18 protein-coding genes, 1 tRNA gene and 2 pseudogenes are annotated in these 23,475 nt (G+C 51.5%); 11 read left to right on the forward strand and 10 right to left on the reverse strand.

All coding sequences use genetic code 11. The features are described 5' to 3' along the window. Window positions 1-16 precede the first annotated feature (16 nt). The gene (cspD, locus tag ACJHX4_RS03335; RefSeq protein ID WP_000410785.1) at window positions 17-241 is read right to left on the reverse strand and encodes a cold shock-like protein CspD; all 225 of its coding nucleotides are present in this window, start codon (window positions 239-241) and stop codon (window positions 17-19) included. Window positions 242-390: 149 nt separating this feature from the next. On the opposite strand from cspD, the gene yljB reads away from it, so the two are divergent. From yljB to clpA, 3 genes are all read left to right on the forward strand, one after another. After that, entirely contained in the window at window positions 391-465 is a 75-nt protein-coding gene (yljB, locus tag ACJHX4_RS03340; RefSeq protein ID WP_001406719.1) for a protein YljB, read from the forward strand. Window positions 466-563: 98 nt separating this feature from the next. Continuing rightward, the gene (clpS, locus tag ACJHX4_RS03345; RefSeq protein ID WP_000520781.1) at window positions 564-884 is read left to right on the forward strand and encodes an ATP-dependent Clp protease adapter ClpS; all 321 of its coding nucleotides are present in this window, start codon (window positions 564-566) and stop codon (window positions 882-884) included. 30 nt (window positions 885-914) lie between these two features. After that, window positions 915-3,191, forward strand: a complete 2,277-nt coding sequence (clpA, locus tag ACJHX4_RS03350) for an ATP-dependent Clp protease ATP-binding subunit ClpA (RefSeq protein ID WP_000934041.1) — start codon at window positions 915-917, stop codon at window positions 3,189-3,191. A 343-nt stretch (window positions 3,192-3,534) separates the two neighbouring features. Here the strand turns inward: clpA and ACJHX4_RS03355 are convergent. The 8 genes and pseudogenes from ACJHX4_RS03355 to trxB form a co-directional block, all read right to left on the reverse strand. Continuing rightward, window positions 3,535-3,622, reverse strand: a tRNA-Ser gene (locus ACJHX4_RS03355). A 253-nt stretch (window positions 3,623-3,875) separates the two neighbouring features. After that, a complete protein-coding gene (gene infA / locus ACJHX4_RS03360) occupies window positions 3,876-4,094 on the reverse strand; it encodes a translation initiation factor IF-1 (RefSeq protein WP_001040187.1) in 219 nt (72 codons plus the stop codon). Further along, window positions 4,022-4,174: pseudogene (locus ACJHX4_RS03365) on the reverse strand (hypothetical protein); the annotation flags it as partial. The pseudogene ACJHX4_RS03365 and the gene infA, both read right to left, overlap by 73 nt. Before the next feature lie 59 nt (window positions 4,175-4,233). Further along, a pseudogene (locus ACJHX4_RS03370) lies at window positions 4,234-4,378 on the reverse strand (hypothetical protein); the annotation flags it as partial. Further along, entirely contained in the window at window positions 4,379-5,083 is a 705-nt protein-coding gene (aat, locus tag ACJHX4_RS03375; protein ID WP_001241674.1) for a leucyl/phenylalanyl-tRNA--protein transferase, read from the reverse strand. It lies immediately after the preceding pseudogene. Window positions 5,084-5,124: 41 nt separating this feature from the next. Continuing rightward, on the reverse strand, window positions 5,125-6,846 hold the full coding sequence (cydC, locus tag ACJHX4_RS03380; RefSeq protein WP_001202204.1) for a heme ABC transporter ATP-binding protein/permease CydC: 1,722 nt from the start codon (window positions 6,844-6,846) through the stop codon (window positions 5,125-5,127). Further along, the gene (cydD, locus tag ACJHX4_RS03385) at window positions 6,847-8,613 is read right to left on the reverse strand and encodes a heme ABC transporter permease/ATP-binding protein CydD (protein WP_001043561.1); all 1,767 of its coding nucleotides are present in this window, start codon (window positions 8,611-8,613) and stop codon (window positions 6,847-6,849) included. Window positions 8,614-8,735: 122 nt separating this feature from the next. Beyond that, the gene (trxB, locus tag ACJHX4_RS03390) at window positions 8,736-9,701 is read right to left on the reverse strand and encodes a thioredoxin-disulfide reductase (RefSeq protein ID WP_001385255.1); all 966 of its coding nucleotides are present in this window, start codon (window positions 9,699-9,701) and stop codon (window positions 8,736-8,738) included. Window positions 9,702-10,244: 543 nt separating this feature from the next. Between trxB and lrp the strand changes: the two genes are divergently transcribed. The 8 genes from lrp (at window position 10,245) to dmsC (ending at window position 22,663) form a co-directional block, all read left to right on the forward strand. Further along, on the forward strand, window positions 10,245-10,739 hold the full coding sequence (gene lrp / locus ACJHX4_RS03395; protein ID WP_000228473.1) for a leucine-responsive transcriptional regulator Lrp: 495 nt from the start codon (window positions 10,245-10,247) through the stop codon (window positions 10,737-10,739). Window positions 10,740-10,873: 134 nt separating this feature from the next. Beyond that, entirely contained in the window at window positions 10,874-14,980 is a 4,107-nt protein-coding gene (gene ftsK / locus ACJHX4_RS03400) for a DNA translocase FtsK (RefSeq protein ID WP_000077041.1), read from the forward strand. A 158-nt stretch (window positions 14,981-15,138) separates the two neighbouring features. Beyond that, window positions 15,139-15,750, forward strand: a complete 612-nt coding sequence (lolA, locus tag ACJHX4_RS03405) for an outer membrane lipoprotein chaperone LolA (protein WP_001295343.1) — start codon at window positions 15,139-15,141, stop codon at window positions 15,748-15,750. 10 nt (window positions 15,751-15,760) lie between these two features. After that, entirely contained in the window at window positions 15,761-17,104 is a 1,344-nt protein-coding gene (rarA, locus tag ACJHX4_RS03410; RefSeq protein ID WP_000067797.1) for a replication-associated recombination protein RarA, read from the forward strand. Window positions 17,105-17,194: 90 nt separating this feature from the next. Continuing rightward, window positions 17,195-18,487, forward strand: a complete 1,293-nt coding sequence (gene serS / locus ACJHX4_RS03415; protein ID WP_000886683.1) for a serine--tRNA ligase — start codon at window positions 17,195-17,197, stop codon at window positions 18,485-18,487. 238 nt (window positions 18,488-18,725) lie between these two features. Next, window positions 18,726-21,170 (forward strand): dimethylsulfoxide reductase subunit A, encoded by a 2,445-nt coding sequence (dmsA, locus tag ACJHX4_RS03420; RefSeq protein ID WP_000850306.1) that lies wholly within the window; start codon window positions 18,726-18,728, stop codon window positions 21,168-21,170. A gap of 10 nt (window positions 21,171-21,180) precedes the next feature. Then, window positions 21,181-21,798: a dimethylsulfoxide reductase iron-sulfur subunit DmsB gene (gene dmsB, locus ACJHX4_RS03425; RefSeq protein WP_000213098.1), complete on the forward strand. Its 618-nt coding sequence runs from the start codon at window positions 21,181-21,183 to the stop codon at window positions 21,796-21,798. Window position 21,799: 1 nt separating this feature from the next. Further along, entirely contained in the window at window positions 21,800-22,663 is an 864-nt protein-coding gene (gene dmsC, locus ACJHX4_RS03430) for a dimethyl sulfoxide reductase anchor subunit DmsC (protein ID WP_000534666.1), read from the forward strand. A gap of 35 nt (window positions 22,664-22,698) precedes the next feature. Here the strand turns inward: dmsC and ycaC are convergent, their stop codons facing one another. Continuing rightward, on the reverse strand, window positions 22,699-23,325 hold the full coding sequence (gene ycaC / locus ACJHX4_RS03435) for an isochorismate family cysteine hydrolase YcaC (protein WP_001531520.1): 627 nt from the start codon (window positions 23,323-23,325) through the stop codon (window positions 22,699-22,701). Window positions 23,326-23,475 lie beyond the last annotated feature (150 nt).

A 23,475-nucleotide genomic window follows, 5' to 3' on the forward strand; every position in this document is an offset into this window, starting at 1 on the left:
CAATGAGACAGAAGAGCTATGCGACTGCCGCTTCTACTTCGACGGGCACAATAACACTGGCGTGATTGCCTTTTGGCCCCTGGTGGACATCAAACTGAACGGATTGTCCAGCTTTTAGCGTTCTGTAACCATCCATCTGAATGGTGGAATAATGAGCGAAAATATCTTCGCCGCCGCCTTCAGGGCAGATGAAACCAAACCCTTTGGCATTGTTGAACCACTTAACAGTACCCTTTTCCATGCTTCGACATCCTTCGCAAATCTTATACAAGTAAGATGGAATAAACCGGGGTCAGAGAGGGGGCTGTTCAAAACCTCGCCAACTCTAGAAATACAATTTAGAGAATTAGGGCGAGCCGTCAAGCATTTGACAGGGGCCAGGGGGCAGGTATGAATCAAAAATTTGAAGCAGTTAACGCTATTGACAGGAATGTGACAGATGTCGCTGATGCCAACGATAGATGATAGTTATCTATCATGTGGAGTAGATTGGTCAGGCAAATAAGCTCTTGTCAGCGGCAGGGCGTTCTGCCGATAACCGTAACCGAAGATGATAACTGACAATGGGTAAAACGAACGACTGGCTGGACTTTGATCAACTGGCGGAAGAAAAAGTTCGCGACGCGCTAAAACCGCCATCTATGTATAAAGTGATATTAGTCAATGATGATTATACTCCGATGGAGTTTGTTATTGACGTGTTACAAAAATTCTTTTCTTATGATGTAGAACGTGCAACGCAATTGATGCTCGCTGTTCACTACCAGGGGAAGGCCATTTGCGGAGTCTTTACCGCTGAGGTTGCAGAAACCAAAGTGGCGATGGTGAACAAGTACGCGAGGGAGAATGAGCATCCATTGCTGTGTACGCTAGAAAAAGCCTGAATGCAGGCATAAAAATTGGGGGAGGTGCCTATGCTCAATCAAGAACTGGAACTCAGTTTAAATATGGCTTTCGCCAGAGCGCGCGAGCACCGTCATGAGTTTATGACCGTCGAGCACTTGTTACTGGCGCTGCTCAGTAACCCATCTGCCCGGGAGGCGCTGGAAGCGTGTTCTGTAGATTTGGTTGCGCTCCGTCAGGAACTGGAAGCCTTTATTGAACAAACCACACCCGTTCTGCCTGCCAGTGAAGAGGAGCGCGACACACAGCCGACGTTGAGTTTTCAGCGTGTACTGCAACGTGCGGTCTTCCATGTCCAGTCCTCCGGTCGCAATGAGGTTACCGGTGCAAACGTTCTGGTCGCTATCTTTAGCGAACAGGAGTCGCAGGCGGCATATCTGTTGCGCAAACATGAAGTCAGCCGTCTCGATGTGGTGAACTTTATCTCTCATGGCACGCGTAAAGACGAGCCGACACAGTCTTCTGATCCTGGCAGCCAGCCAAACAGCGAAGAACAAGCTGGTGGGGAGGAACGTATGGAGAATTTCACGACGAACCTGAATCAGCTTGCGCGAGTGGGCGGAATCGACCCACTAATTGGTCGTGAGAAGGAGCTGGAGCGTGCTATTCAGGTTCTCTGCCGTCGCCGTAAAAACAACCCGCTGCTGGTGGGGGAGTCTGGTGTCGGTAAAACCGCGATTGCGGAGGGGCTTGCATGGCGAATTGTTCAGGGCGATGTGCCGGAAGTGATGGCTGACTGTACGATTTACTCTCTCGATATCGGTTCCCTGTTAGCGGGCACAAAATATCGCGGCGACTTTGAAAAACGTTTTAAAGCGTTGCTCAAGCAGCTGGAGCAGGACACTAACAGCATCCTGTTTATTGATGAGATCCACACCATTATCGGTGCGGGTGCAGCGTCTGGTGGCCAGGTCGATGCGGCTAACCTGATTAAACCGTTGCTCTCCAGCGGTAAAATCCGCGTAATTGGTTCGACAACCTATCAGGAGTTCAGCAACATTTTCGAGAAAGACCGTGCTCTGGCGCGTCGCTTCCAGAAAATTGATATTACTGAACCGTCAATCGAAGAAACTGTTCAAATCATCAATGGCCTGAAACCGAAGTATGAAGCGCACCACGACGTGCGTTATACCGCAAAAGCGGTGCGTGCGGCGGTAGAGCTGGCGGTGAAATACATTAACGATCGTCATCTGCCGGATAAAGCGATTGATGTTATCGACGAAGCGGGCGCTCGCGCACGTCTGATGCCGGTAAGCAAACGCAAGAAAACCGTTAATGTGGCGGATATTGAATCCGTGGTGGCCCGTATTGCACGCATTCCAGAGAAGAGTGTTTCTCAGAGTGACCGCGATACCCTGAAAAACCTCGGCGATCGCCTGAAAATGCTGGTCTTCGGTCAGGATAAAGCCATTGAGGCGCTGACTGAAGCCATTAAGATGGCGCGTGCAGGTTTAGGTCACGAACATAAACCGGTCGGTTCGTTCCTGTTTGCCGGCCCTACTGGGGTCGGGAAAACAGAGGTGACGGTACAGCTTTCGAAAGCGTTGGGCATTGAGCTTCTGCGCTTTGATATGTCCGAGTATATGGAACGCCATACCGTCAGCCGTCTGATTGGTGCGCCTCCGGGATACGTTGGTTTTGATCAGGGCGGTTTGCTGACTGATGCGGTCATCAAGCATCCACATGCGGTGCTGCTGCTGGACGAAATCGAGAAAGCGCACCCGGACGTGTTCAATATTCTGTTGCAGGTGATGGATAACGGTACGCTGACCGATAACAACGGACGCAAAGCGGACTTCCGTAACGTGGTGCTGGTGATGACCACTAATGCCGGGGTACGGGAAACTGAGCGCAAATCCATTGGTCTTATCCACCAGGATAACAGCACCGATGCGATGGAAGAGATCAAGAAGATCTTTACACCGGAATTCCGTAACCGTCTCGACAACATTATCTGGTTCGATCATCTGTCAACCGACGTGATCCATCAGGTGGTGGATAAATTCATCGTCGAGTTGCAGGTTCAGTTGGATCAGAAAGGTGTTTCTCTGGAAGTGAGCCAGGAAGCGCGTAACTGGCTGGCCGAGAAAGGTTACGACCGGGCAATGGGCGCACGTCCGATGGCGCGTGTCATCCAGGACAACCTGAAAAAACCGCTCGCCAACGAACTGCTGTTTGGTTCGCTGGTGGACGGCGGTCAGGTCACCGTCGCGCTGGATAAAGAGAAAAATGAGCTGACTTACGGATTCCAGAGTGCACAAAAGCACAAGGCGGAAGCAGCGCATTAATCTGATTGTCTGGTAGGTTGGTGAAGTCCGTAATCTCGTCAGGGGTTACGGACTTTTTATTTATGGGGGGAGGAGGTTCAGACCCTTTTTTTGATGATGATGGTAAGTTATTGATAATTAGTGCTGCGGGTAGGTAAGGATAAAAAAGGGTGGCAGCAGGAGATTGAGATGGTTTTGCTTTATTAACAACGGGCTAAACGTGTAGTATTTGAGTTCACTGCCGTACAGGCAGCTTAGAAATTGCCGCGGATCCTGTCTGCCAATAATGACAAGTTCACTGCCGTACAGGCAGATAAAATGCGAAAAAAAAGCCCGTACTTTCGTACGAGCTCTTCTTTAAATATGGCGGTGAGGGGGGGATTCGAACCCCCGATACGTTGCCGTATACACACTTTCCAGGCGTGCTCCTTCAGCCACTCGGACACCTCACCAAATTGTTTTTTTGCCTGACCTCATGGGGGGCAACGGGGCGCTACTATAGGGAGTTGGAATAAAACGGTCAAGAAGAATTTTTATGATAATTATTGTTTGCTCATACTGTAAACAAGTTGTGCAGTATATCTACATCGAGACAAGTTACGGACTTATACTTCTAAAGTACTCCATACATATCACAAAATAAAAAGGCCGGCTAAACCGACCTTTTACTCATTCTTTCTCTTCGCCCATCAGGCGGTAAAACAATCAGCGACTACGGAAGACAATGCGGCCTTTGCTCAGGTCGTACGGGGTCAGTTCAACAGTCACTTTGTCGCCCGTCAGGATGCGGATGTAGTTTTTGCGCATTTTACCGGAGATGTGTGCAGTAACCACGTGACCGTTTTCTAACTCTACGCGGAACATGGTATTAGGCAACGTTTCAAGAACGGTACCTTGCATTTCAATATTGTCTTCTTTGGCCATCTAATCCTCTGGGGTATCACTACCGTAATTTGAACCGGCAAGATAATGCCGAAGTTCTGTAAATAAGTAAAGATTTGCGCGCTAAATCGCAACAAACAGGTTCGGCACATTACTCCGAAAACACACGGCTAAGCCGCACCAAAAGCGCAACGTATAAGGGAGCGGTGAGATAAACGATGGGCGTTACCTGACGCGAAAAATTCCTTATCGGCAGCGGGGTAATGAGCGTAACCAACTCTGCGACCGCAATTATAACACTCTGGGGAGAAATGTGCCGAAAACATTCATTCTTGTGGTGAAAACAAGCATCGAGGTACCCAGAAATTATTCGACAATCGTCCGAGGCGCATTTGATTGAGATAATTAAGGTAATCCCGGCGGGGAATTTCGCAGGCACCAAGCGATGCTGTGTGATCGTTAAGGACCTGGCAGTCGATAAGTTTACCGCCATGACGGATAAATTCATCACAGAAGACCAGAAGCGCCGTTTTGGACGCATTTTCCATCCGGCTGAACATGGACTCGCCACAAAATAGTGTTCCCTGGGCCACGCCGTACATACCGCCGACAAGCTCATCTTCACGCCAGACTTCAATGGAGTGGGCATGACCGAGTTCGTGAAGGCGATGGTAGGCTTCGACCACGCCACGCGTGATCCAGGTTCCTTCTTCGCGATCGCTGGCACAGCCTTCGATGACCTGACCAAAAGCGTAATTCATCGTGACACGATAGGGTGAGCGTTTATGAAATCGCTTCATACTACGGCTGATATGCAGTGATTCTGGCCATAACACCGCGCGGGGATCGGGCGACCACCAGAGGATGGGGTCGCCAGGAGAAAACCACGGGAAAATACCACGCTGATAAGCCATTAATAGGCGCGCAGGGCTAAGATCGCCCCCCAGTGCCAGCAGGCCGTTAGGCTCACGTAATGCGCCTTCCGGGGAAGGGAAGGCTATTGAATGGCGAGAAAGCTGAACCAGGCGCATGACCGCAAAACTCCACGCAAGTCGGATCGTTCAATAATAGCTTACAAACCCTGCTTAAACTGGTAATAACGCCCCTGTCTGGCAAGCAGTTCTGCGTGAGTACCTTGCTCAATAATTTGCCCGTTGTCCATCACTATTATTTGTTGGAAACGAGAGAGCCCGCGAAGTCGATGGGTGACCATTAACACCGTTTTCTCGCACATCATTTCTGCAAGCAATTCAAGGATCTGACTTTCGGTTGTGGCATCTAAGCCTTCTGTAGGTTCATCCAGCAATACCAGCGGCGCATCATGTAACAGCGCACGGGCGATAGCCAGACGGCGCAGTTCACCACCGGAGAGCTGGCGTCCGCCTTCACCTAACCAACTGTTGAGACCTGCATCCTCGAGCAGCTTCTCCAGACCAACGCGACGCAAGATCTCCGCCAGAGCCTCATCACTACTACCAGGCGAGGCGAGTAACAGATTATCACGCAGCGTGGCGCTAAACAGATGCACTCGCTGGGGAACAACGCTGATGGTCTGTCGTAGAGCCGCTTCATTCAGGCTGGCTATGGGACTATCGTTAAGCAAAATCTCGCCCTGTTGCGGGTCCCATGCGCGGGTCAGCAGTTGTAACAGTGTTGACTTGCCGCATCCGGTTCGCCCGAGAATCGCAATATGTTCCCCGGCGTTTACCTGAAGATAAATCCCTTTAAGTGCCTGTTGGGATTGCTCCGGATAAGTGAACTGAACATCCCGTAATGTCAGCGAAACGCGATCGGCAACACGAGTTTGGGTATCAGGGAAGGTGACTTTCGGTTTTTGATCCGTTAAATCAGTGATCCGTACGGCAGAGGCAATGACTTGCCCCAGATGCTGAAATGCACCCGTTACTGGTGCCAGCGCTTCAAACGCGGCTAACGCGCAGAAGACAAACAGGGCAATTAACGCGCCGGGTTGAGCATTGCCGCCAACGCCGCCAGACGCCATCCACAGCATCAGGATCACCGCTAACGCGCCAATGAGCAGCATTATCGCTTGCGACAATGCGGTTAGTTCAGATTGACGGCGTTGCGCTTCCAGCCATTGAATTTCTGTATTCTCTAATTGCGTGCGATAACGATCGCTGGCACCAAAAATGGTCAGCTCAGCTTGCCCTTGCAGCCAGGCCGTCAGTTGTTGGCGATACTGCCCGCGAAGATGAGTCAGATTTTGCCCGGTGCTTTTTCCCGCACGATAAAACAGTGGTGGCATCAGGAAAAGCGTCAGTAACATAATGCCGCCCAGCGTAAAGGCGAGGGTGAAATCAAGGAAACTTAACCCGATTGTCACCACCATAATCACCACAAAAGCGCCTACCAGCGGCGAGATAACGCGCAGGTAAAGATGATCGAGCGTATCAACATCCGCCACCACGCGGTTGAGTAATTCGCCCTGACGATAGCGCGCCAGTCCTGCAGGGGAGAGGGGCAGTAATTTGCTGAAGGTGTAAATGCGCAGATGCTGCAACACGCGGAAAGTCGCATCGTGACTTACCAGGCGTTCAAAATAGCGCCCGGCAGTACGGGTGATTGCTGCGCCACGCACGCCCGCAGCGGGTAGCATATAGTTGAAGCTGTACAGTCCGGCAACCCCCGCAACCGCTGAGGCGGAGAGGAACCAGCCCGAAAGTGTCAACAGACCGATACTGGCGAGCAGCGTGACAATTGCCAGCACGATACCAAGACTTAACATCCATTTATGACGTTTATACAGTGCCAGATAGGGTAGCAAAGCGCGCATTTAAATCTCCTCCTGACGATGGGCCAGTAATGTGGCGAATGGGCCACCAGCCACACTTAATTCCGCGTAACGTCCTTGCTCAATAATCTGACCATCCTGCATTACCCAAATGACATCCCAGTCAGCAAGATCTTCTAACTGGTGGGTGACCATTAACGTTGTCTGGCGCAGAGAGGCGGCATTCAGCGCCTCCATTACGCGCTGTTCACTGTGAGCATCAAGGCTGGCAGCGGGTTCATCCAACAGTAATAGCGAACAGGGATTTAGTAACGCACGGGCCACCGCCACGCGCTGCGCCTGCCCCACGGAAAGGCGGGCAGCCTGGTCGCCAACAGGCGTATCAACGCCTTGTGGCAGGAGCGGTAGAAACTCACTGACCCAGGCGTTATCCAGCGCTGTTTGTAACTCTTGTTCGCTGGCATCAGGTCGCGCCAGTAGTACGTTATCCCGTAATGTTGCTGCCGGTAATTGTGGGTTTTGCCCAACCCAGGAGAGATGTTTACGCCATGATTCCGGTGATAAATCGCGTAATTCTATCCCGTTGATTCGTAGCGATCCCTGATATGAGAGAAAACCAGAAAGCGCGTTCAACAGTGAACTTTTACCTGAACCGCTGCGACCAACCAACACTGCTCGTTGGCCTGCTGGCAAAGTAAAATTCAGCGGTCCGGCCAGCGTTTTACCTTCCGGCGACGTGATAAACAGATCCTCGGCTTCAATGGTCACCGGATCGGTCGATGCTAATTCCGCTTCACCGCGCTGCGGATGGGCTAGCGGGGTTTCCATAAACGTTTTCAAACTGTCAGCTGCACCAACAGCCTGGGCTTTAGCATGATAAAACGTACCGAGATCGCGTAATGGCTGGAAAAACTCTGGCGCAAGGATCAGGGCCAGAAAACCCGCAGCCAGCGTCACGCCAGTATCGTAGTGACCAAAATCCAGCTCGCCGAGGTAGGAAAAACCAAAGTAGACCGCCACCAGAGCAATCGACAGCGAGGTAAAAAATTCGAGAATGCCGGAGGATAAAAACGCCAGCCGTAGCACTTCCATTGTCCGTTGGCGGAAATCTTCCGAAGCAGAACGAATACTTTCAATTTCAGCTTCACCACGACCAAAAATACGCAATGTTTCCATGCCGCGCAGGCGATCGAGGAAATGCCCACTTAAGCGAGCAAGAGCGAGAAAGTTACGTCGGTTAGCATCGGCAGCCCCCATTCCAACCAGCGCCATAAATAACGGAATTAGCGGTGCAGTGCCCAGCAGAATGAGCGCCGCGGCCCAGTTAGAGGGGAAGATAGCCACCACAATCAGCAGCGGCACCGACACTGCCAGCGCCATTTGCGGCAGGTAGCGTGCATAGTAATCATGCATATCGTCAATTTGCTCGAGTACCAGCGTCGCCCAGCTCCCCGCAGGTTTACCCTGAATCCACGCTGGCCCTGCTTGTTGCAGACGGTCGAGAACCTGACGGCGGATGGCAAAGCGGATATGCTGCCCGGCGTGATAACCCACCCGTTCGCGTAACCAGACCACCCATGCGCGCAGTACAAAGGTCAGAAACAGTAACGTAAAGGGAAGCAGCAGGGCTTCACGGGGAATATTCTCCATAATCATATGTTGCAGAATTCGCGCCATGAACCAGGCCTGGGCAATGATCAATATGCCGCTCACAAAGCCCAGCAGACGAGAAATATTCAGCCAACGTTGGGAGATGACGCTTTGCTGTTTTAACCAGCGGGTTAATTCTTTTTGACGGGATTTATTCATTGCACGCTTAGCAGGTGAGTTATCAGAATTATTTGCAGAGCAATGTTACAACGGGGAAAAAATAAAGGCGACCCATAGTCGCATGGTGTCGCCTTCTTTACTTTTGTTACTGATTTGTAAAATTATTTTGCGTCAGCTAAACCGTCGAGGTAGCGTTCCGCATCAAGAGCTGCCATGCAGCCTGTACCAGCAGATGTAATGGCCTGGCGATAAATGTGATCCATCACGTCGCCTGCGGCAAAGACGCCAGGGATGCTGGTCTGGGTGGCATTACCATGAATACCCGACTGTACTTTGATGTAGCCGTTTTCCAGTTCCAGCTGCCCTTCGAAAATGGCAGTATTCGGGCTGTGACCGATAGCAACAAACAGACCGGCAACGTCGAGTGACTCGATATTATCGGTGTTTTGCGTATCGCGCAGACGAACGCCAGTGACGCCCATCTGATCGCCGGTCACTTCTTCCAGCGTACGGTTGGTGTGCAGAATAATGTTGCCGTTCTCCACTTTATCCATCAGACGCTTAATGAGGATTTTTTCCGCACGGAAACCATCACGGCGGTGAATCAGATGAACTTCCGAAGCGATGTTAGACAGATACAGCGCCTCTTCAACCGCGGTATTGCCGCCGCCGATGACCGCAACTTTCTGGTTGCGATAGAAGAAACCGTCGCAGGTTGCACAAGCAGAAACTCCACGGCCTTTAAAGGCTTCTTCAGAGGGCAGGCCGAGATAGCGTGCAGAAGCTCCGGTGGCAATAATCAGCGCGTCGCAAGTGTATTCGCCGCTATCGCCAGTCAGACGGAACGGACGATTCTGCAAATCAACTTTGTTGATGTGATCAAAGATGATTTCAGTTTCAAATTTGGTGGCATGTTCGTGCATGCGCTCCATTAATAACGGACCGGTCAGATCGTTTGGATCGCCAGGCCAGTTTTCCACTTCCGTGGTGGTGGTCAGTTGGCCGCCTTTTTCCATGCCGGTAATCAGCACAGGTTGCAGGTTGGCGCGCGCCGCGTAGACAGCAGCGGTGTATCCCGCCGGGCCTGAACCCAGGATAAGCAGTTTACTGTGTTTGGTCGTGCCCATGAGATCCCCATAGTTGTTGGCAGACAATGGCAGGATTGTAGGGAATTTACAGACGTAAAAAAAGAGTATGACGATTTTGTTAACAATTTGTGCAATCGGCAGCATCGATAAGCAGGTCAAATTCTCACGTCATTATCACCTCTGCTACTTAAATTTCCCGCTTTATAAGCCGATTAAATGATGAATAAACGCCCCTGTTAATGAATATCTGGCATGTTGTACTAAAAATCGATGTTTTGCTTTGACAATCCCCTGGTGTTTTGCGAAAACATTCGAGGAAGAAAAAAAACAGTATTCTTATATGCGCATAACCATGCATGTAAATACCATGTTTACCGTGCTAGTGAAATCTACGTATGGCGTGGACAGACGCCATTCGTGATGTCGATAGCTGCCACAAGGCAACGGTCTTCTCACCGTAGACCCAGGCATTGCGCGCCGTGAATCTTCATGATTTCGGTCTATCGTGACGGGTAGCGACTCTGAACAGTGATGTTTCAGGGTCAGACAGGAGTAGGGAAGGAATACAGAGAGACAATAATAATGGTAGATAGCAAGAAGCGCCCTGGCAAAGATCTCGACCGTATCGATCGTAACATTCTTAATGAGTTGCAAAAGGATGGGCGTATTTCTAACGTCGAGCTTTCTAAACGTGTGGGACTTTCCCCAACGCCGTGCCTTGAGCGTGTGCGTCGGCTGGAAAGACAAGGGTTTATTCAGGGCTATACGGCGCTGCTGAACCCCCATTATCTGGATGCATCACTTCTGGTATTCGTTGAGATTACTCTGAATCGTGGCGCACCGGATGTGTTTGAACAATTCAATACCGCTGTACAAAAACTTGAAGAAATTCAGGAGTGTCATTTAGTATCCGGTGATTTCGACTACCTGTTGAAAACACGCGTGCCGGATATGTCTGCTTACCGTAAGTTACTGGGGGAAACCCTGCTGCGTCTGCCTGGCGTCAATGACACACGGACATACGTTGTTATGGAAGAAGTCAAGCAGAGTAATCGTCTGGTTATTAAGACGCGCTAACACGGAACAGGTGCAAAATCGGCGTATTTTGATTACACTCCTGTTAATCCATACAGCAACAGTACTGGGGTAACCTGGTACTGTTGTCCGTTTTAGCATCGGGCAGGAAAAGCCTGTAACCTGGAGAGCCTTTCTTGAGCCAGGAATACACTGAAGACAAAGAAGTCACATTGACAAAGTTAAGTAGCGGCCGCCGCCTTCTGGAGGCGTTGCTGATCCTTATTGTCCTGTTTGCCGTCTGGTTGATGGCTGCCTTACTAAGCTTTAACCCTTCGGACCCCAGCTGGTCGCAAACGGCCTGGCATGAACCTATCCATAATTTAGGTGGGATGCCCGGTGCGTGGCTGGCAGATACGCTGTTCTTTATTTTTGGCGTGATGGCTTACACCATTCCCGTCATTATTGTCGGCGGTTGTTGGTTTGCCTGGCGTCATCAGTCCAGCGACGAATACATTGATTATTTTGCCGTTTCGCTACGCATCATTGGCGTTTTGGCGCTCATCCTTACCTCCTGTGGTCTGGCGGCAATCAACGCTGACGATATCTGGTATTTTGCCTCCGGTGGCGTCATTGGCAGCTTACTAAGCACTACGCTACAACCACTGCTACACAGTAGCGGGGGAACTATTGCGCTGCTCTGCGTTTGGGCAGCGGGCCTGACGCTGTTCACCGGTTGGTCATGGGTGACCATTGCTGAAAAACTCGGCGGCTGGATTTTAAATATTCTTACCTTCGCCAGTAATCGTACCCGTCGCGATGATACCTGGGTCGATGAAGATGAGTATGAAGACGACGAAGAGTATGAAGATGAAAATCACGGCAAACAGCATGAATCACGCCGTGCCCGTATTCTTCGCGGCGCGCTAGCGCGTCGTAAACGGTTGGCGGAAAAATTCATTAATCCGATGGGGCGGCAAACAGACGCTGCGTTGTTCTCCGGTAAGCGGATGGATGATGACGAAGAGATTACCTACACTGCACGCGGTGTGGCTGCCGACCCTGACGACGTCCTCTTTTCGGGCAATCGTGCAACGCAGCCAGAATATGACGAGTACGATCCATTATTAAACGGTGCGCCAATTACCGAACCTGTTGCTGTAGCAGCTGCTGCTACCACGGCGACACAAAGCTGGGCTGCACCGGTTGAACCTGTGACTCAGACGCCGCCAGTTGCCTCTGTTGATGTTCCACCTGCGCAATCTACAGTAGCCTGGCAGCCTGTACCGGGGCCGCAAACGGGAGAACCGGTTATTGCTCCTGCACCGGAAGGTTACCCACAGCAGCCACAATATGCGCAGCCTGCAGTGCAATATAATGAGCCGCTGCAACAACCAGTACAGCCACAGCAGCCGTATTATGCACCTGCAGCTGAACAACCTGCGCAACAACCTTACTACGCTCCTGCGGCGGAACAACCTGTTCAGCAACCGTATTACGCAACTGCGGCGGAACAGCCTGCGCAACAGCCGTATTACGCCCCTGCGCCAGAACAAGCGGTGGCAGGTAACGCCTGGCAAGCCGAAGAGCAGCAATCCACTTTTGCTCCACAGTCTACATACCAGACTGAGCAAACTTATCAGCAGCCAGCCGCTCAGGAACCGTTGTACCAACAGCCGCAACCTGTTGAACAGCAGCCTGTTGTGGAGCCTGAACCCGTTGTAGAAGAGACAAAACCCACGCGTCCGCCGCTTTACTACTTTGAAGAAGTGGAAGAGAAGCGAGCCCGTGAACGCGAACAACTTGCGGCCTGGTATCAACCGATTCCAGAACCTGTTAAAGAACCAGAACCGATCAAATCTTCGCTAAAAGCACCTTCTGTTGCAGCAGTACCTCCAGTGGAAGCCGCTGCCGCCGTTTCTCCGCTGGCATCTGGCGTGAAAAAAGCGACACTGGCGACGGGGGCTGCCGCAACCGTTGCCGCGCCAGTCTTCAGTCTGGCAAATAGCGGTGGACCGCGTCCGCAGGTCAAAGAGGGGATTGGCCCGCAGTTGCCACGACCGAAACGCATCCGCGTGCCAACTCGTCGTGAACTGGCGTCTTACGGTATTAAGCTGCCCTCACAGCGTGCGGCAGAAGAAAAAGCCCGTGAAGCCCAGCGTAATCAGTACGATTCTGGCGATCAGTACAACGATGATGAAATCGATGCGATGCAGCAGGATGAACTGGCACGTCAGTTCGCCCAGACGCAGCAGCAACGCTATGGCGAACAGTATCAACATGATGTGCCCGTGAACACAGAAGATGCAGATGCTGCGGCAGAGGCAGAACTGGCTCGTCAGTTTGCTCAAACTCAACAACAACGTTATTCCGGCGAACAACCGGCTGGGGCGAATCCGTTCTCGCTGGATGATTTTGAATTTTCGCCAATGAAAGCGTTGCTGGATGATGGTCCACACGAACCGCTGTTTACGCCAATTGTTGAACCTGTACAGCAGCCGCAACAACCGGTAGCACCGCAGCAGCAATATCAGCAGCCGCAACAACCGGTTGCACCGCAGCCGCAGTATCAGCAGCCGCAACAACCGGTTGCACCGCAGCAGCAATATCAGCAGCCACAACAACCGGTTGCACAGCAGCCGCAGTATCAGCAGCCACAACAGCCGGTTACACAGCAGCCGCAGTATCAGCAGCCGCAGCAGCCGGTTGTACCACAGCCGCAATATCAGCAGCCGCAACAGCCAGTTGCGCCACAGCCGCAGGATACCCTGCTTCATCCGCTGTTGATGCGTAATGGCGACAGCCGTCCGTTGCATAAACCGACGACGCCACTGCCTTCTCTGGATTTGCTGACACCGCCGCCGAGCGAAGTGGAGCCGGTAGATACCTTTGCGCTTGAACAAATGGCGCGCCTGGTAGAAGCGCGTCTGGCTGATTTCCGTATTAAAGCCGATGTTGTCAATTACTCTCCGGGGCCAGTTATCACTCGCTTTGAATTGAACCTGGCACCGGGCGTAAAAGCGGCGCGCATTTCTAACTTGTCACGTGACCTTGCCCGTTCACTTTCGACGGTGGCGGTGCGTGTCGTTGAAGTTATTCCTGGCAAACCCTATGTAGGTCTGGAGTTACCGAATAAAAAACGACAAACCGTTTATCTGCGCGAGGTTTTGGATAACGCCAAATTCCGCGATAATCCGTCGCCATTAACCGTGGTGCTGGGTAAAGATATCGCCGGTGAGCCGGTGGTTGCCGATCTGGCGAAAATGCCGCACTTGTTGGTTGCGGGGACTACCGGTTCCGGTAAGTCTGTCGGGGTGAACGCGATGATCCTGAGCATGCTTTATAAAGCACAGCCAGAAGATGTGCGTTTCATCATGATCGACCCGAAAATGCTGGAGCTTTCGGTTTATGAAGGCATTCCGCACCTGTTAACGGAAGTTGTTACTGATATGAAAGATGCCGCCAACGCGCTGCGCTGGTGTGTTAACGAGATGGAGCGTCGTTATAAACTGATGTCTGCGCTGGGTGTGCGTAATCTGGCGGGTTATAACGAAAAAATTGCTGAAGCCGATCGCATGATGCGTCCGATTCCAGACCCGTACTGGAAGCCGGGTGATAGTATGGATGCGCAGCATCCGGTGCTGAAAAAAGAACCGTACATAGTGGTGTTGGTGGACGAATTTGCCGACCTGATGATGACGGTAGGTAAAAAAGTGGAAGAGCTGATAGCACGTCTGGCGCAAAAAGCTCGTGCCGCGGGTATCCACCTCGTACTGGCAACGCAGCGTCCATCGGTTGATGTTATTACTGGTCTGATTAAAGCGAATATTCCGACCCGTATCGCCTTTACCGTATCCAGTAAGATTGACTCACGTACCATTCTTGATCAGGCTGGTGCGGAATCACTGCTGGGTATGGGGGATATGCTCTACTCTGGGCCGAACTCCACTTTGCCGGTACGTGTCCATGGTGCTTTTGTTCGCGATCAAGAAGTTCATGCCGTGGTGCAGGACTGGAAAGCGCGTGGTCGCCCACAGTATGTTGATGGCATCACCTCCGACAGCGAAAGCGAAGGTGGCGCGGGCGGTTTCGATGGCGCTGAAGAGCTGGATCCGTTGTTCGATCAGGCGGTGCAGTTTGTCACTGAAAAACGCAAAGCATCAATTTCTGGCGTACAGCGTCAGTTCCGCATTGGTTATAACCGTGCAGCGCGTATTATCGAACAGATGGAAGCGCAGGGGATTGTCAGCGAACAGGGGCACAACGGTAATCGTGAAGTGCTGGCCCCACCGCCGTTTGACTAATTAATGCATCGTAGGCCGGATAAGGCGCGGTAGCGTCGCATCCGGCAATCTGGTAACTGAAAATTCAGTATTTTCTTCTTTCCTCAAGCTGATTATTAGCCTGGAATAGAGAGTAGAGGGAGCTCCCGGTCGGGAGTGACGTAATTTGAGGAATAATGATGAAAAAAATTGCCATCACCTGTGCATTACTCTCAAGCTTAGTAGCAAGCAGCGTTTGGGCTGATGCCGCAAGCGATCTGAAAAGCCGCCTGGATAAAGTCAGCAGCTTCCACGCCAGCTTCACACAAAAAGTGACTGACGGTAGCGGCGCGGCGGTGCAGGAAGGTCAGGGCGATCTGTGGGTGAAACGTCCAAACTTATTCAACTGGCATATGACTCAACCTGATGAAAGCATTCTGGTTTCTGACGGTAAAACACTGTGGTTCTATAACCCGTTCGTTGAGCAAGCTACGGCAACCTGGCTGAAAGATGCCACCGGTAATACGCCGTTTATGCTGATTGCCCGCAACCAGTCCAGCGACTGGCAGCAGTACAATATCAAACAGAATGGCGATGACTTTGTTCTGACGCCGAAAGCCAGCAATGGCAATCTGAAGCAGTTCACCATTAACGTGGGACGTGATGGCACAATCCATCAGTTTAGCGCGGTGGAGCAGGACGATCAGCGCAGCAGTTATCAGCTGAAATCCCAGCAAAATGGGGCTGTGGATGCAGCGAAATTTACCTTCACCCCGCCGCAAGGCGTCACGGTAGATGATCAACGTAAGTAGAGGCACCTGAGTGAGCAATCTGTCGCTCGATTTTTCGGATAATACTTTTCAACCCCTGGCCGCGCGTATGCGGCCAGAAAATTTAGCACAGTATATCGGCCAGCAACATTTGCTGGCTGTGGGGAAGCCGTTGCCGCGCGCTATCGAAGCCGGGCATCTGCATTCTATGATCCTCTGGGGGCCGCCGGGTACCGGCAAAACAACCCTCGCTGAAGTGATTGCCCGCTATGCGAACGCTGATGTGGAACGTATTTCTGCCGTCACCTCTGGCGTGAAAGAGATTCGCGAGGCGATCGAACGCGCTCGGCAAAACCGCAATGCAGGTCGCCGCACTATTCTTTTTGTTGACGAAGTTCACCGTTTCAACAAAAGCCAGCAGGATGCATTTCTGCCACATATTGAAGACGGCACCATCACTTTTATTGGCGCAACCACTGAAAACCCGTCGTTTGAGCTTAATTCGGCACTGCTTTCCCGTGCCCGTGTCTATCTGTTGAAATCCCTGAGTACAGAGGATATTGAGCAAGTACTAACTCAGGCGATGGAAGACAAAACCCGTGGCTATGGTGGTCAGGATATTGTTCTGCCAGATGAAACACGACGCGCCATTGCTGAACTGGTGAATGGCGACGCGCGCCGGGCGTTAAATACGCTGGAAATGATGGCGGATATGGCCGAAGTCGATGATAGCGGTAAGCGGGTCCTGAAGCCTGAATTACTGACCGAAATCGCCGGTGAACGTAGCGCCCGCTTTGATAACAAAGGCGATCGCTTTTACGATCTGATTTCCGCATTGCATAAGTCGGTACGTGGTAGCGCACCCGATGCGGCGCTCTACTGGTATGCGCGAATTATTACCGCCGGTGGCGATCCGTTATATGTTGCGCGTCGTTGCCTGGCAATTGCTTCCGAAGATGTCGGCAATGCCGACCCACGGGCGATGCAGGTGGCAATTGCGGCCTGGGATTGCTTTACTCGCGTTGGCCCGGCGGAAGGTGAACGCGCCATTGCTCAGGCGATTGTTTACCTGGCCTGCGCGCCAAAAAGCAACGCTGTCTACACTGCGTTTAAAGCCGCGCTGGCCGATGCTCGCGAACGTCCGGATTATGACGTGCCGGTTCATTTGCGTAATGCGCCGACGAAATTAATGAAGGAAATGGGCTACGGGCAGGAATATCGTTACGCTCATGATGAAGCAAACGCTTATGCTGCCGGTGAGGTTTACTTCCCGCCGGAAATAGCACAAACACGCTATTATTTCCCGACAAACAGGGGCCTTGAAGGCAAGATTGGCGAAAAGCTCGCCTGGCTGGCTGAACAGGATCAAAATAGCCCCATAAAACGCTACCGTTAATGTTATCGTTGCGGTAATGTTGTTAATGTATCCCTGTGGTCGCAGGCTGTGGCCACATCTCCCATTTAATTCGATAAGCACAGGATAAGCATGCTCGATCCCAATCTGCTGCGTAATGAGCCAGACGCAGTCGCTGAAAAACTGGCACGCCGGGGCTTTAAGCTGGATGTAGATAAGCTGGGCGCTCTTGAGGAGCGTCGTAAAGTATTGCAGGTCAAAACGGAAAACCTGCAAGCGGAGCGTAACTCCCGATCGAAATCCATTGGCCAGGCGAAAGCGCGCGGGGAAGATATCGAGCCTTTACGTCTGGAAGTGAACAAACTGGGCGAAGAGCTGGATGCAGCAAAAGCCGAGCTGGATGCTTTACAGGCTGAAATTCGCGATATCGCGCTAACCATCCCTAACCTGCCTGCAGATGAAGTGCCGGTAGGTAAAGACGAAAATGACAACGTTGAAGTCAGTCGCTGGGGCACCCCGCGTGAGTTTGACTTTGAAGTTCGTGACCATGTGACGCTGGGTGAAATGCACTCTGGCCTCGACTTTGCAGCCGCAGTTAAGTTGACTGGTTCCCGCTTTGTGGTAATGAAAGGGCAGATTGCTCGCATGCACCGCGCACTGTCGCAGTTTATGCTGGATCTGCATACCGAACAGCATGGCTACAGTGAGAACTATGTTCCGTACCTGGTTAACCAGGACACGCTGTACGGTACGGGTCAGCTGCCGAAATTTGCTGGCGATCTGTTCCATACTCGTCCGCTGGAAGAAGAAGCAGACACCAGTAACTATGCGCTGATCCCAACGGCAGAAGTTCCGCTGACCAACCTGGTACGCGGTGAAATCATCGATGAAGATGATCTGCCAATTAAGATGACCGCCCACACCCCATGTTTCCGTTCTGAAGCTGGTTCATATGGTCGTGACACTCGTGGTCTGATCCGTATGCACCAGTTCGACAAAGTTGAAATGGTGCAGATCGTGCGCCCGGAAGACTCAATGGCGGCGCTGGAAGAGATGACCGGTCATGCGGAAAAAGTCCTGCAGCTGCTGGGCCTGCCGTACCGTAAAATCATCCTTTGTACCGGCGACATGGGCTTTGGCGCTTGCAAAACTTATGACCTGGAAGTATGGATCCCGGCACAGAACACCTACCGCGAGATCTCTTCCTGCTCCAACGTTTGGGATTTCCAGGCACGTCGTATGCAGGCACGTTGCCGCAGCAAGTCGGACAAGAAAACCCGTCTGGTTCATACCCTGAACGGTTCTGGTCTTGCTGTTGGTCGTACGCTTGTTGCAGTAATGGAAAACTATCAGCAGGCTGATGGTCGTATTGAAGTACCAGAAGTTCTGCGTCCGTATATGAATGGACTGGAATATATTGGCTAATACCCAATTTTTCTGAATCTAAAAAGCGCCTGCGGGCGCTTTTTTTGTCTCCCTTTGATACCGAACAATAATTACTCCTCACTTACAAGTAATACTACTTTCGAGTGAAAATCCACCTATCTCTTTGATTTTCAAATTATTCGATGTATACAAGCCTATATAGCGATCTGCTATAGAAATAATTACACAATACGGTTTGTTACTGGAATCAATCGTGAGCAAGCTTGAGTGAGCCATTATGAAAACGAAAATCCCTGATGCGGTATTGGCTGCTGAGGTGAGTCGCCGTGGTTTGGTAAAAACGACAGCGATCGGCGGCCTGGCAATGGCCAGCAGCGCATTAACATTACCTTTTAGTCGGATTGCGCACGCTGTCGATAGCGCCATTCCAACAAAATCAGACGAAAAGGTTATCTGGAGCGCCTGTACAGTTAACTGTGGTAGTCGCTGCCCGCTACGTATGCACGTCGTGGACGGTGAAATCAAATATGTTGAAACGGATAATACTGGCGATGACAACTATGACGGCCTGCACCAGGTGCGCGCCTGTCTGCGTGGTCGTTCCATGCGTCGCCGCGTTTACAATCCCGACCGCCTGAAATATCCGATGAAACGAGTCGGGGCGCGCGGTGAAGGCAAATTCGAGCGCATTAGCTGGGAAGAAGCCTACGACATCATCGCGACCAATATGCAGCGCCTGATCAAAGAGTACGGCAACGAATCCATCTATCTGAACTATGGCACCGGTACGCTGGGTGGCACCATGACCCGCTCCTGGCCGCCGGGAAATACCCTGGTCGCGCGCCTGATGAACTGCTGCGGCGGTTATCTGAACCATTACGGTGACTACTCTTCCGCGCAAATTGCGGAAGGTTTGAACTATACCTACGGCGGCTGGGCAGATGGTAACAGCCCGTCGGATATCGAAAACAGTAAACTGGTAGTGCTGTTTGGTAATAACCCTGGCGAAACGCGAATGAGTGGCGGTGGGGTGACTTACTATCTTGAACAGGCGCGCCAGAAATCTAATGCTCGCATGATCATCATCGATCCGCGCTATACCGACACCGGTGCCGGGCGCGAAGATGAGTGGATCCCTATTCGTCCGGGAACAGATGCCGCACTGGTTAACGGTCTGGCGTATGTCATGATCACCGAAAACCTGGTGGATCAGGCATTCCTCGATAAATATTGCGTTGGCTACGACGAGAAAACACTGCCAGCCAGTGCGCCGAAAAATGGTCACTATAAAGCTTATATTCTGGGTGAAGGGCCAGATGGCGTGGCTAAAACGCCGGAATGGGCCTCGCAAATCACTGGTGTTCCGGCAGACAAAATCATCAAATTGGCTCGTGAAATCGGTAGTACCAAACCGGCGTTTATCAGCCAGGGATGGGGCCCGCAGCGTCACGCTAACGGTGAAATCGCAACCCGTGCTATCTCGATGCTGGCGATTCTGACCGGTAACGTTGGTATTAACGGAGGCAACAGCGGCGCGCGTGAAGGTTCATACAGCTTACCGTTTGTCCGTATGCCGACCCTCGAAAACCCGATCCAGACCAGCATTTCGATGTTTATGTGGACCGATGCCATTGAACGTGGCCCGGAAATGACAGCGCTGCGTGATGGTGTGCGCGGGAAAGATAAGCTGGATGTGCCGATCAAAATGATCTGGAACTATGCCGGTAACTGCCTGATTAACCAGCATTCTGAAATCAACCGTACCCATGAAATCCTTCAGGATGATAAGAAGTGCGAGCTGATTGTGGTTATCGACTGCCACATGACCTCATCGGCGAAATATGCTGACATCCTGCTGCCTGACTGCACCGCTTCAGAACAGATGGACTTTGCACTGGATGCATCCTGCGGGAATATGTCTTACGTGATTTTCAACGATCAGGTGATTAAACCGCGCTTTGAATGTAAGACCATCTATGAAATGACCAGCGAACTGGCAAAACGTCTTGGCGTTGAGCAACAGTTTACTGAGGGCCGTACCCAGGAAGAGTGGATGCGGCATCTGTATGCCCAGTCGCGGGAAGCGATTCCTGAACTGCCAACGTTTGAAGAGTTCCGTAAGCAGGGGATTTTTAAAAAGCGCGACCCACAAGGGCATCACGTTGCTTATAAAGCTTTCCGTGAAGATCCGCAGGCAAATCCACTGACCACGCCATCGGGGAAAATTGAGATTTATTCGCAGGCGCTGGCTGACATTGCCGCTACCTGGGAATTGCCAGAAGGTGATGTGATCGATCCACTGCCGATCTATACGCCGGGTTTTGAAAGTTATCAGGATCCGCTGAACAAACAGTATCCGCTGCAGCTTACGGGTTTCCACTATAAATCTCGCGTTCACTCAACTTACGGCAACGTTGATGTGCTGAAAGCAGCTTGCCGTCAGGAAATGTGGATCAACCCGCTTGATGCGCAAAAACGCGGTATCAACAACGGCGATAAAGTCAGGATCTTTAACGATCGTGGTGAGGTTCATATTGAGGCGAAAGTGACGCCACGAATGATGCCGGGTGTGGTCGCACTGGGTGAAGGTGCCTGGTATGACCCGGATACAAAACGTGTCGATAAGGGCGGTTGTATTAACGTACTGACCACTCAACGTCCGTCTCCTCTCGCTAAGGGGAATCCGTCACATACAAACCTTGTTCAGGTTGAAAAGGTGTAAGGAGTAACCGATGACAACCCAGTATGGATTTTTTATTGATTCCAGCCGTTGCACCGGTTGCAAAACCTGCGAGCTGGCTTGTAAAGACTACAAAGATTTGACGCCAGAAGTCAGCTTCCGCCGCATTTATGAATATGCTGGTGGCGACTGGCAGGAAGATAACGGTGTCTGGCACCAGAACGTGTTTGCCTACTATCTGTCGATTTCATGTAACCACTGCGAAGATCCGGCTTGTACTAAAGTCTGCCCGAGCGGTGCGATGCATAAACGTGAAGATGGTTTTGTTGTGGTCGATGAAGATGTATGCATTGGCTGCCGTTACTGTCATATGGCTTGCCCGTATGGCGCACCGCAATATAACGAAACGAAAGGCCATATGACCAAATGCGATGGTTGTTATGACCGTGTTGCGGAGGGAAAAAAACCGATCTGCGTAGAGTCCTGCCCGCTACGGGCGCTGGATTTCGGCCCTATCGACGAGCTGCGTAAAAAACATGGCGATCTGGCGGCCGTTGCGCCGTTGCCGCGAGCTCACTTTACCAAACCGAATATTGTGATCAAACCCAATGCCAACAGCCGCCCAACCGGGGATACCACTGGCTATCTGGCAAACCCGAAGGAGGTGTGAGATGGGAAGTGGATGGCATGAATGGCCGCTGATGATCTTCACGGTCTTCGGGCAATGTGTCGCGGGTGGTTTTATCGTTCTGGCTTTGGCGCTGCTCAAAGGCGACCTGCGAGCAGAAGCCCAGCAGCGTGTTATCGCCTGCATGTTGGGTTTATGGGTGCTGATGGGCATTGGCTTTATCTCCTCTATGCTTCATCTTGGTTCACCGATGCGCGCTTTTAACTCGCTCAATCGGGTAGGGGCTTCAGCACTCAGTAACGAAATCGCCAGCGGTTCGATCTTTTTTGCTGTAGGCGGCATCGGCTGGTTGCTGGCAATGCTGAAAAAGCTTTCACCGGCATTGCGTACGCTTTGGCTGGTGGTGACGATGGTTCTTGGCGTAGTCTTTGTCTGGATGATGGTGCGTGTGTATAACAGCATCGATACAGTACCCACCTGGTACAGCATCTGGACACCGATGGGCTTCTTCCTGACGATGTTTATGGGCGGCCCGTTACTGGGTTACCTGTTGCTGAGTCTGGCTGGCGTCGATGGCTGGGCGATGCGTCTGCTGCCAGCCATTTCTGTTCTGGCACTGGTAGTGAGTGGCGTGATGTCAGTGATGCAGGGCGCAGAGCTGGCGACTATTCATAGCTCTGTGCAGCAGGCCGCAGCGCTGGTGCCGGACTATGGTGCGCTGATGTCCTGGCGGATCGTGCTTTTGGCCGTTGCCCTGTGCGTGTGGATTGCACCACAGCTAAAAGGTTATCAGCCTGCGGTTCCGCTACTTTCTGTATCATTCATTCTGCTTCTGGCAGGGGAATTAATCGGTCGTGGCGTATTCTATGGTTTGCATATGACCGTGGGGATGGCTGTCGCAAATTAATCAGTAACAACCGGGGTTTCGGCCCCGGTTCGCTTTTATTTCTGCTTCGTTAACGTGTCATAACTGGTCATCAAGTTACGATAATCAGGAATGTGGTTAGAGAACAACGTCGCCAGTCCTTCAATATCATTACGCCAGTCGCGATGCAGCTCGCACGCCACGCCGAACCATGTCATCAATTGCGCACCAGCTTGCGACATGCGATCCCATGCCGAATGCCGGGTAATTTCATTAAAGGTCCCTGACGCGTCAGTCACGACAAAGACGTCAAACCCTTCTTCAATGGCTGAAAGCGCCGGGAATGCCACGCAAACTTCGGTTACCACACCGGCAATAATTAACTGTTTTTTACCTGTCGCTTTGACAGCTTTTACAAAATCTTCGTTATCCCAGGCGTTAATATTTCCCGGGCGAGCAATGTAAGGTGCATCGGGGAATTGTGCTTTCAGTTCTTGAACTAATGGGCCGTTAGGACCGGTTTCAAAACTGGTGGTAAGAATAGTTGGTAAGTTGAAATACTTAGCCAGGTCACCCAGCGCCAGCACGTTATTTTTAAACTTATCGGGTTCGATATCCCGTACAAGGGAAAGTAAACCAGCCTGGTGATCAACAAGCAAAACGGCAGCATCATTTTTATCAAGACGAACATACGGTTTGGTCATCCTCTTCTCCTTTCGAGAGTCAGTGGTACGTCTAAATCGGTCAGACGCGATGCATTGCTCTGAAAGCATAGACGGGAAATATGAGTTTGCTGTGACCATGAAATTTTTCGACTGAACGAAGCGTATGAAATTTGTGTTAGATCAATAAAA

The organism is Escherichia sp. WS2035 (assembly GCF_046487065.1).
GTDB classification, from domain to species: Bacteria; Pseudomonadota; Gammaproteobacteria; order Enterobacterales; family Enterobacteriaceae; genus Escherichia; species Escherichia coli.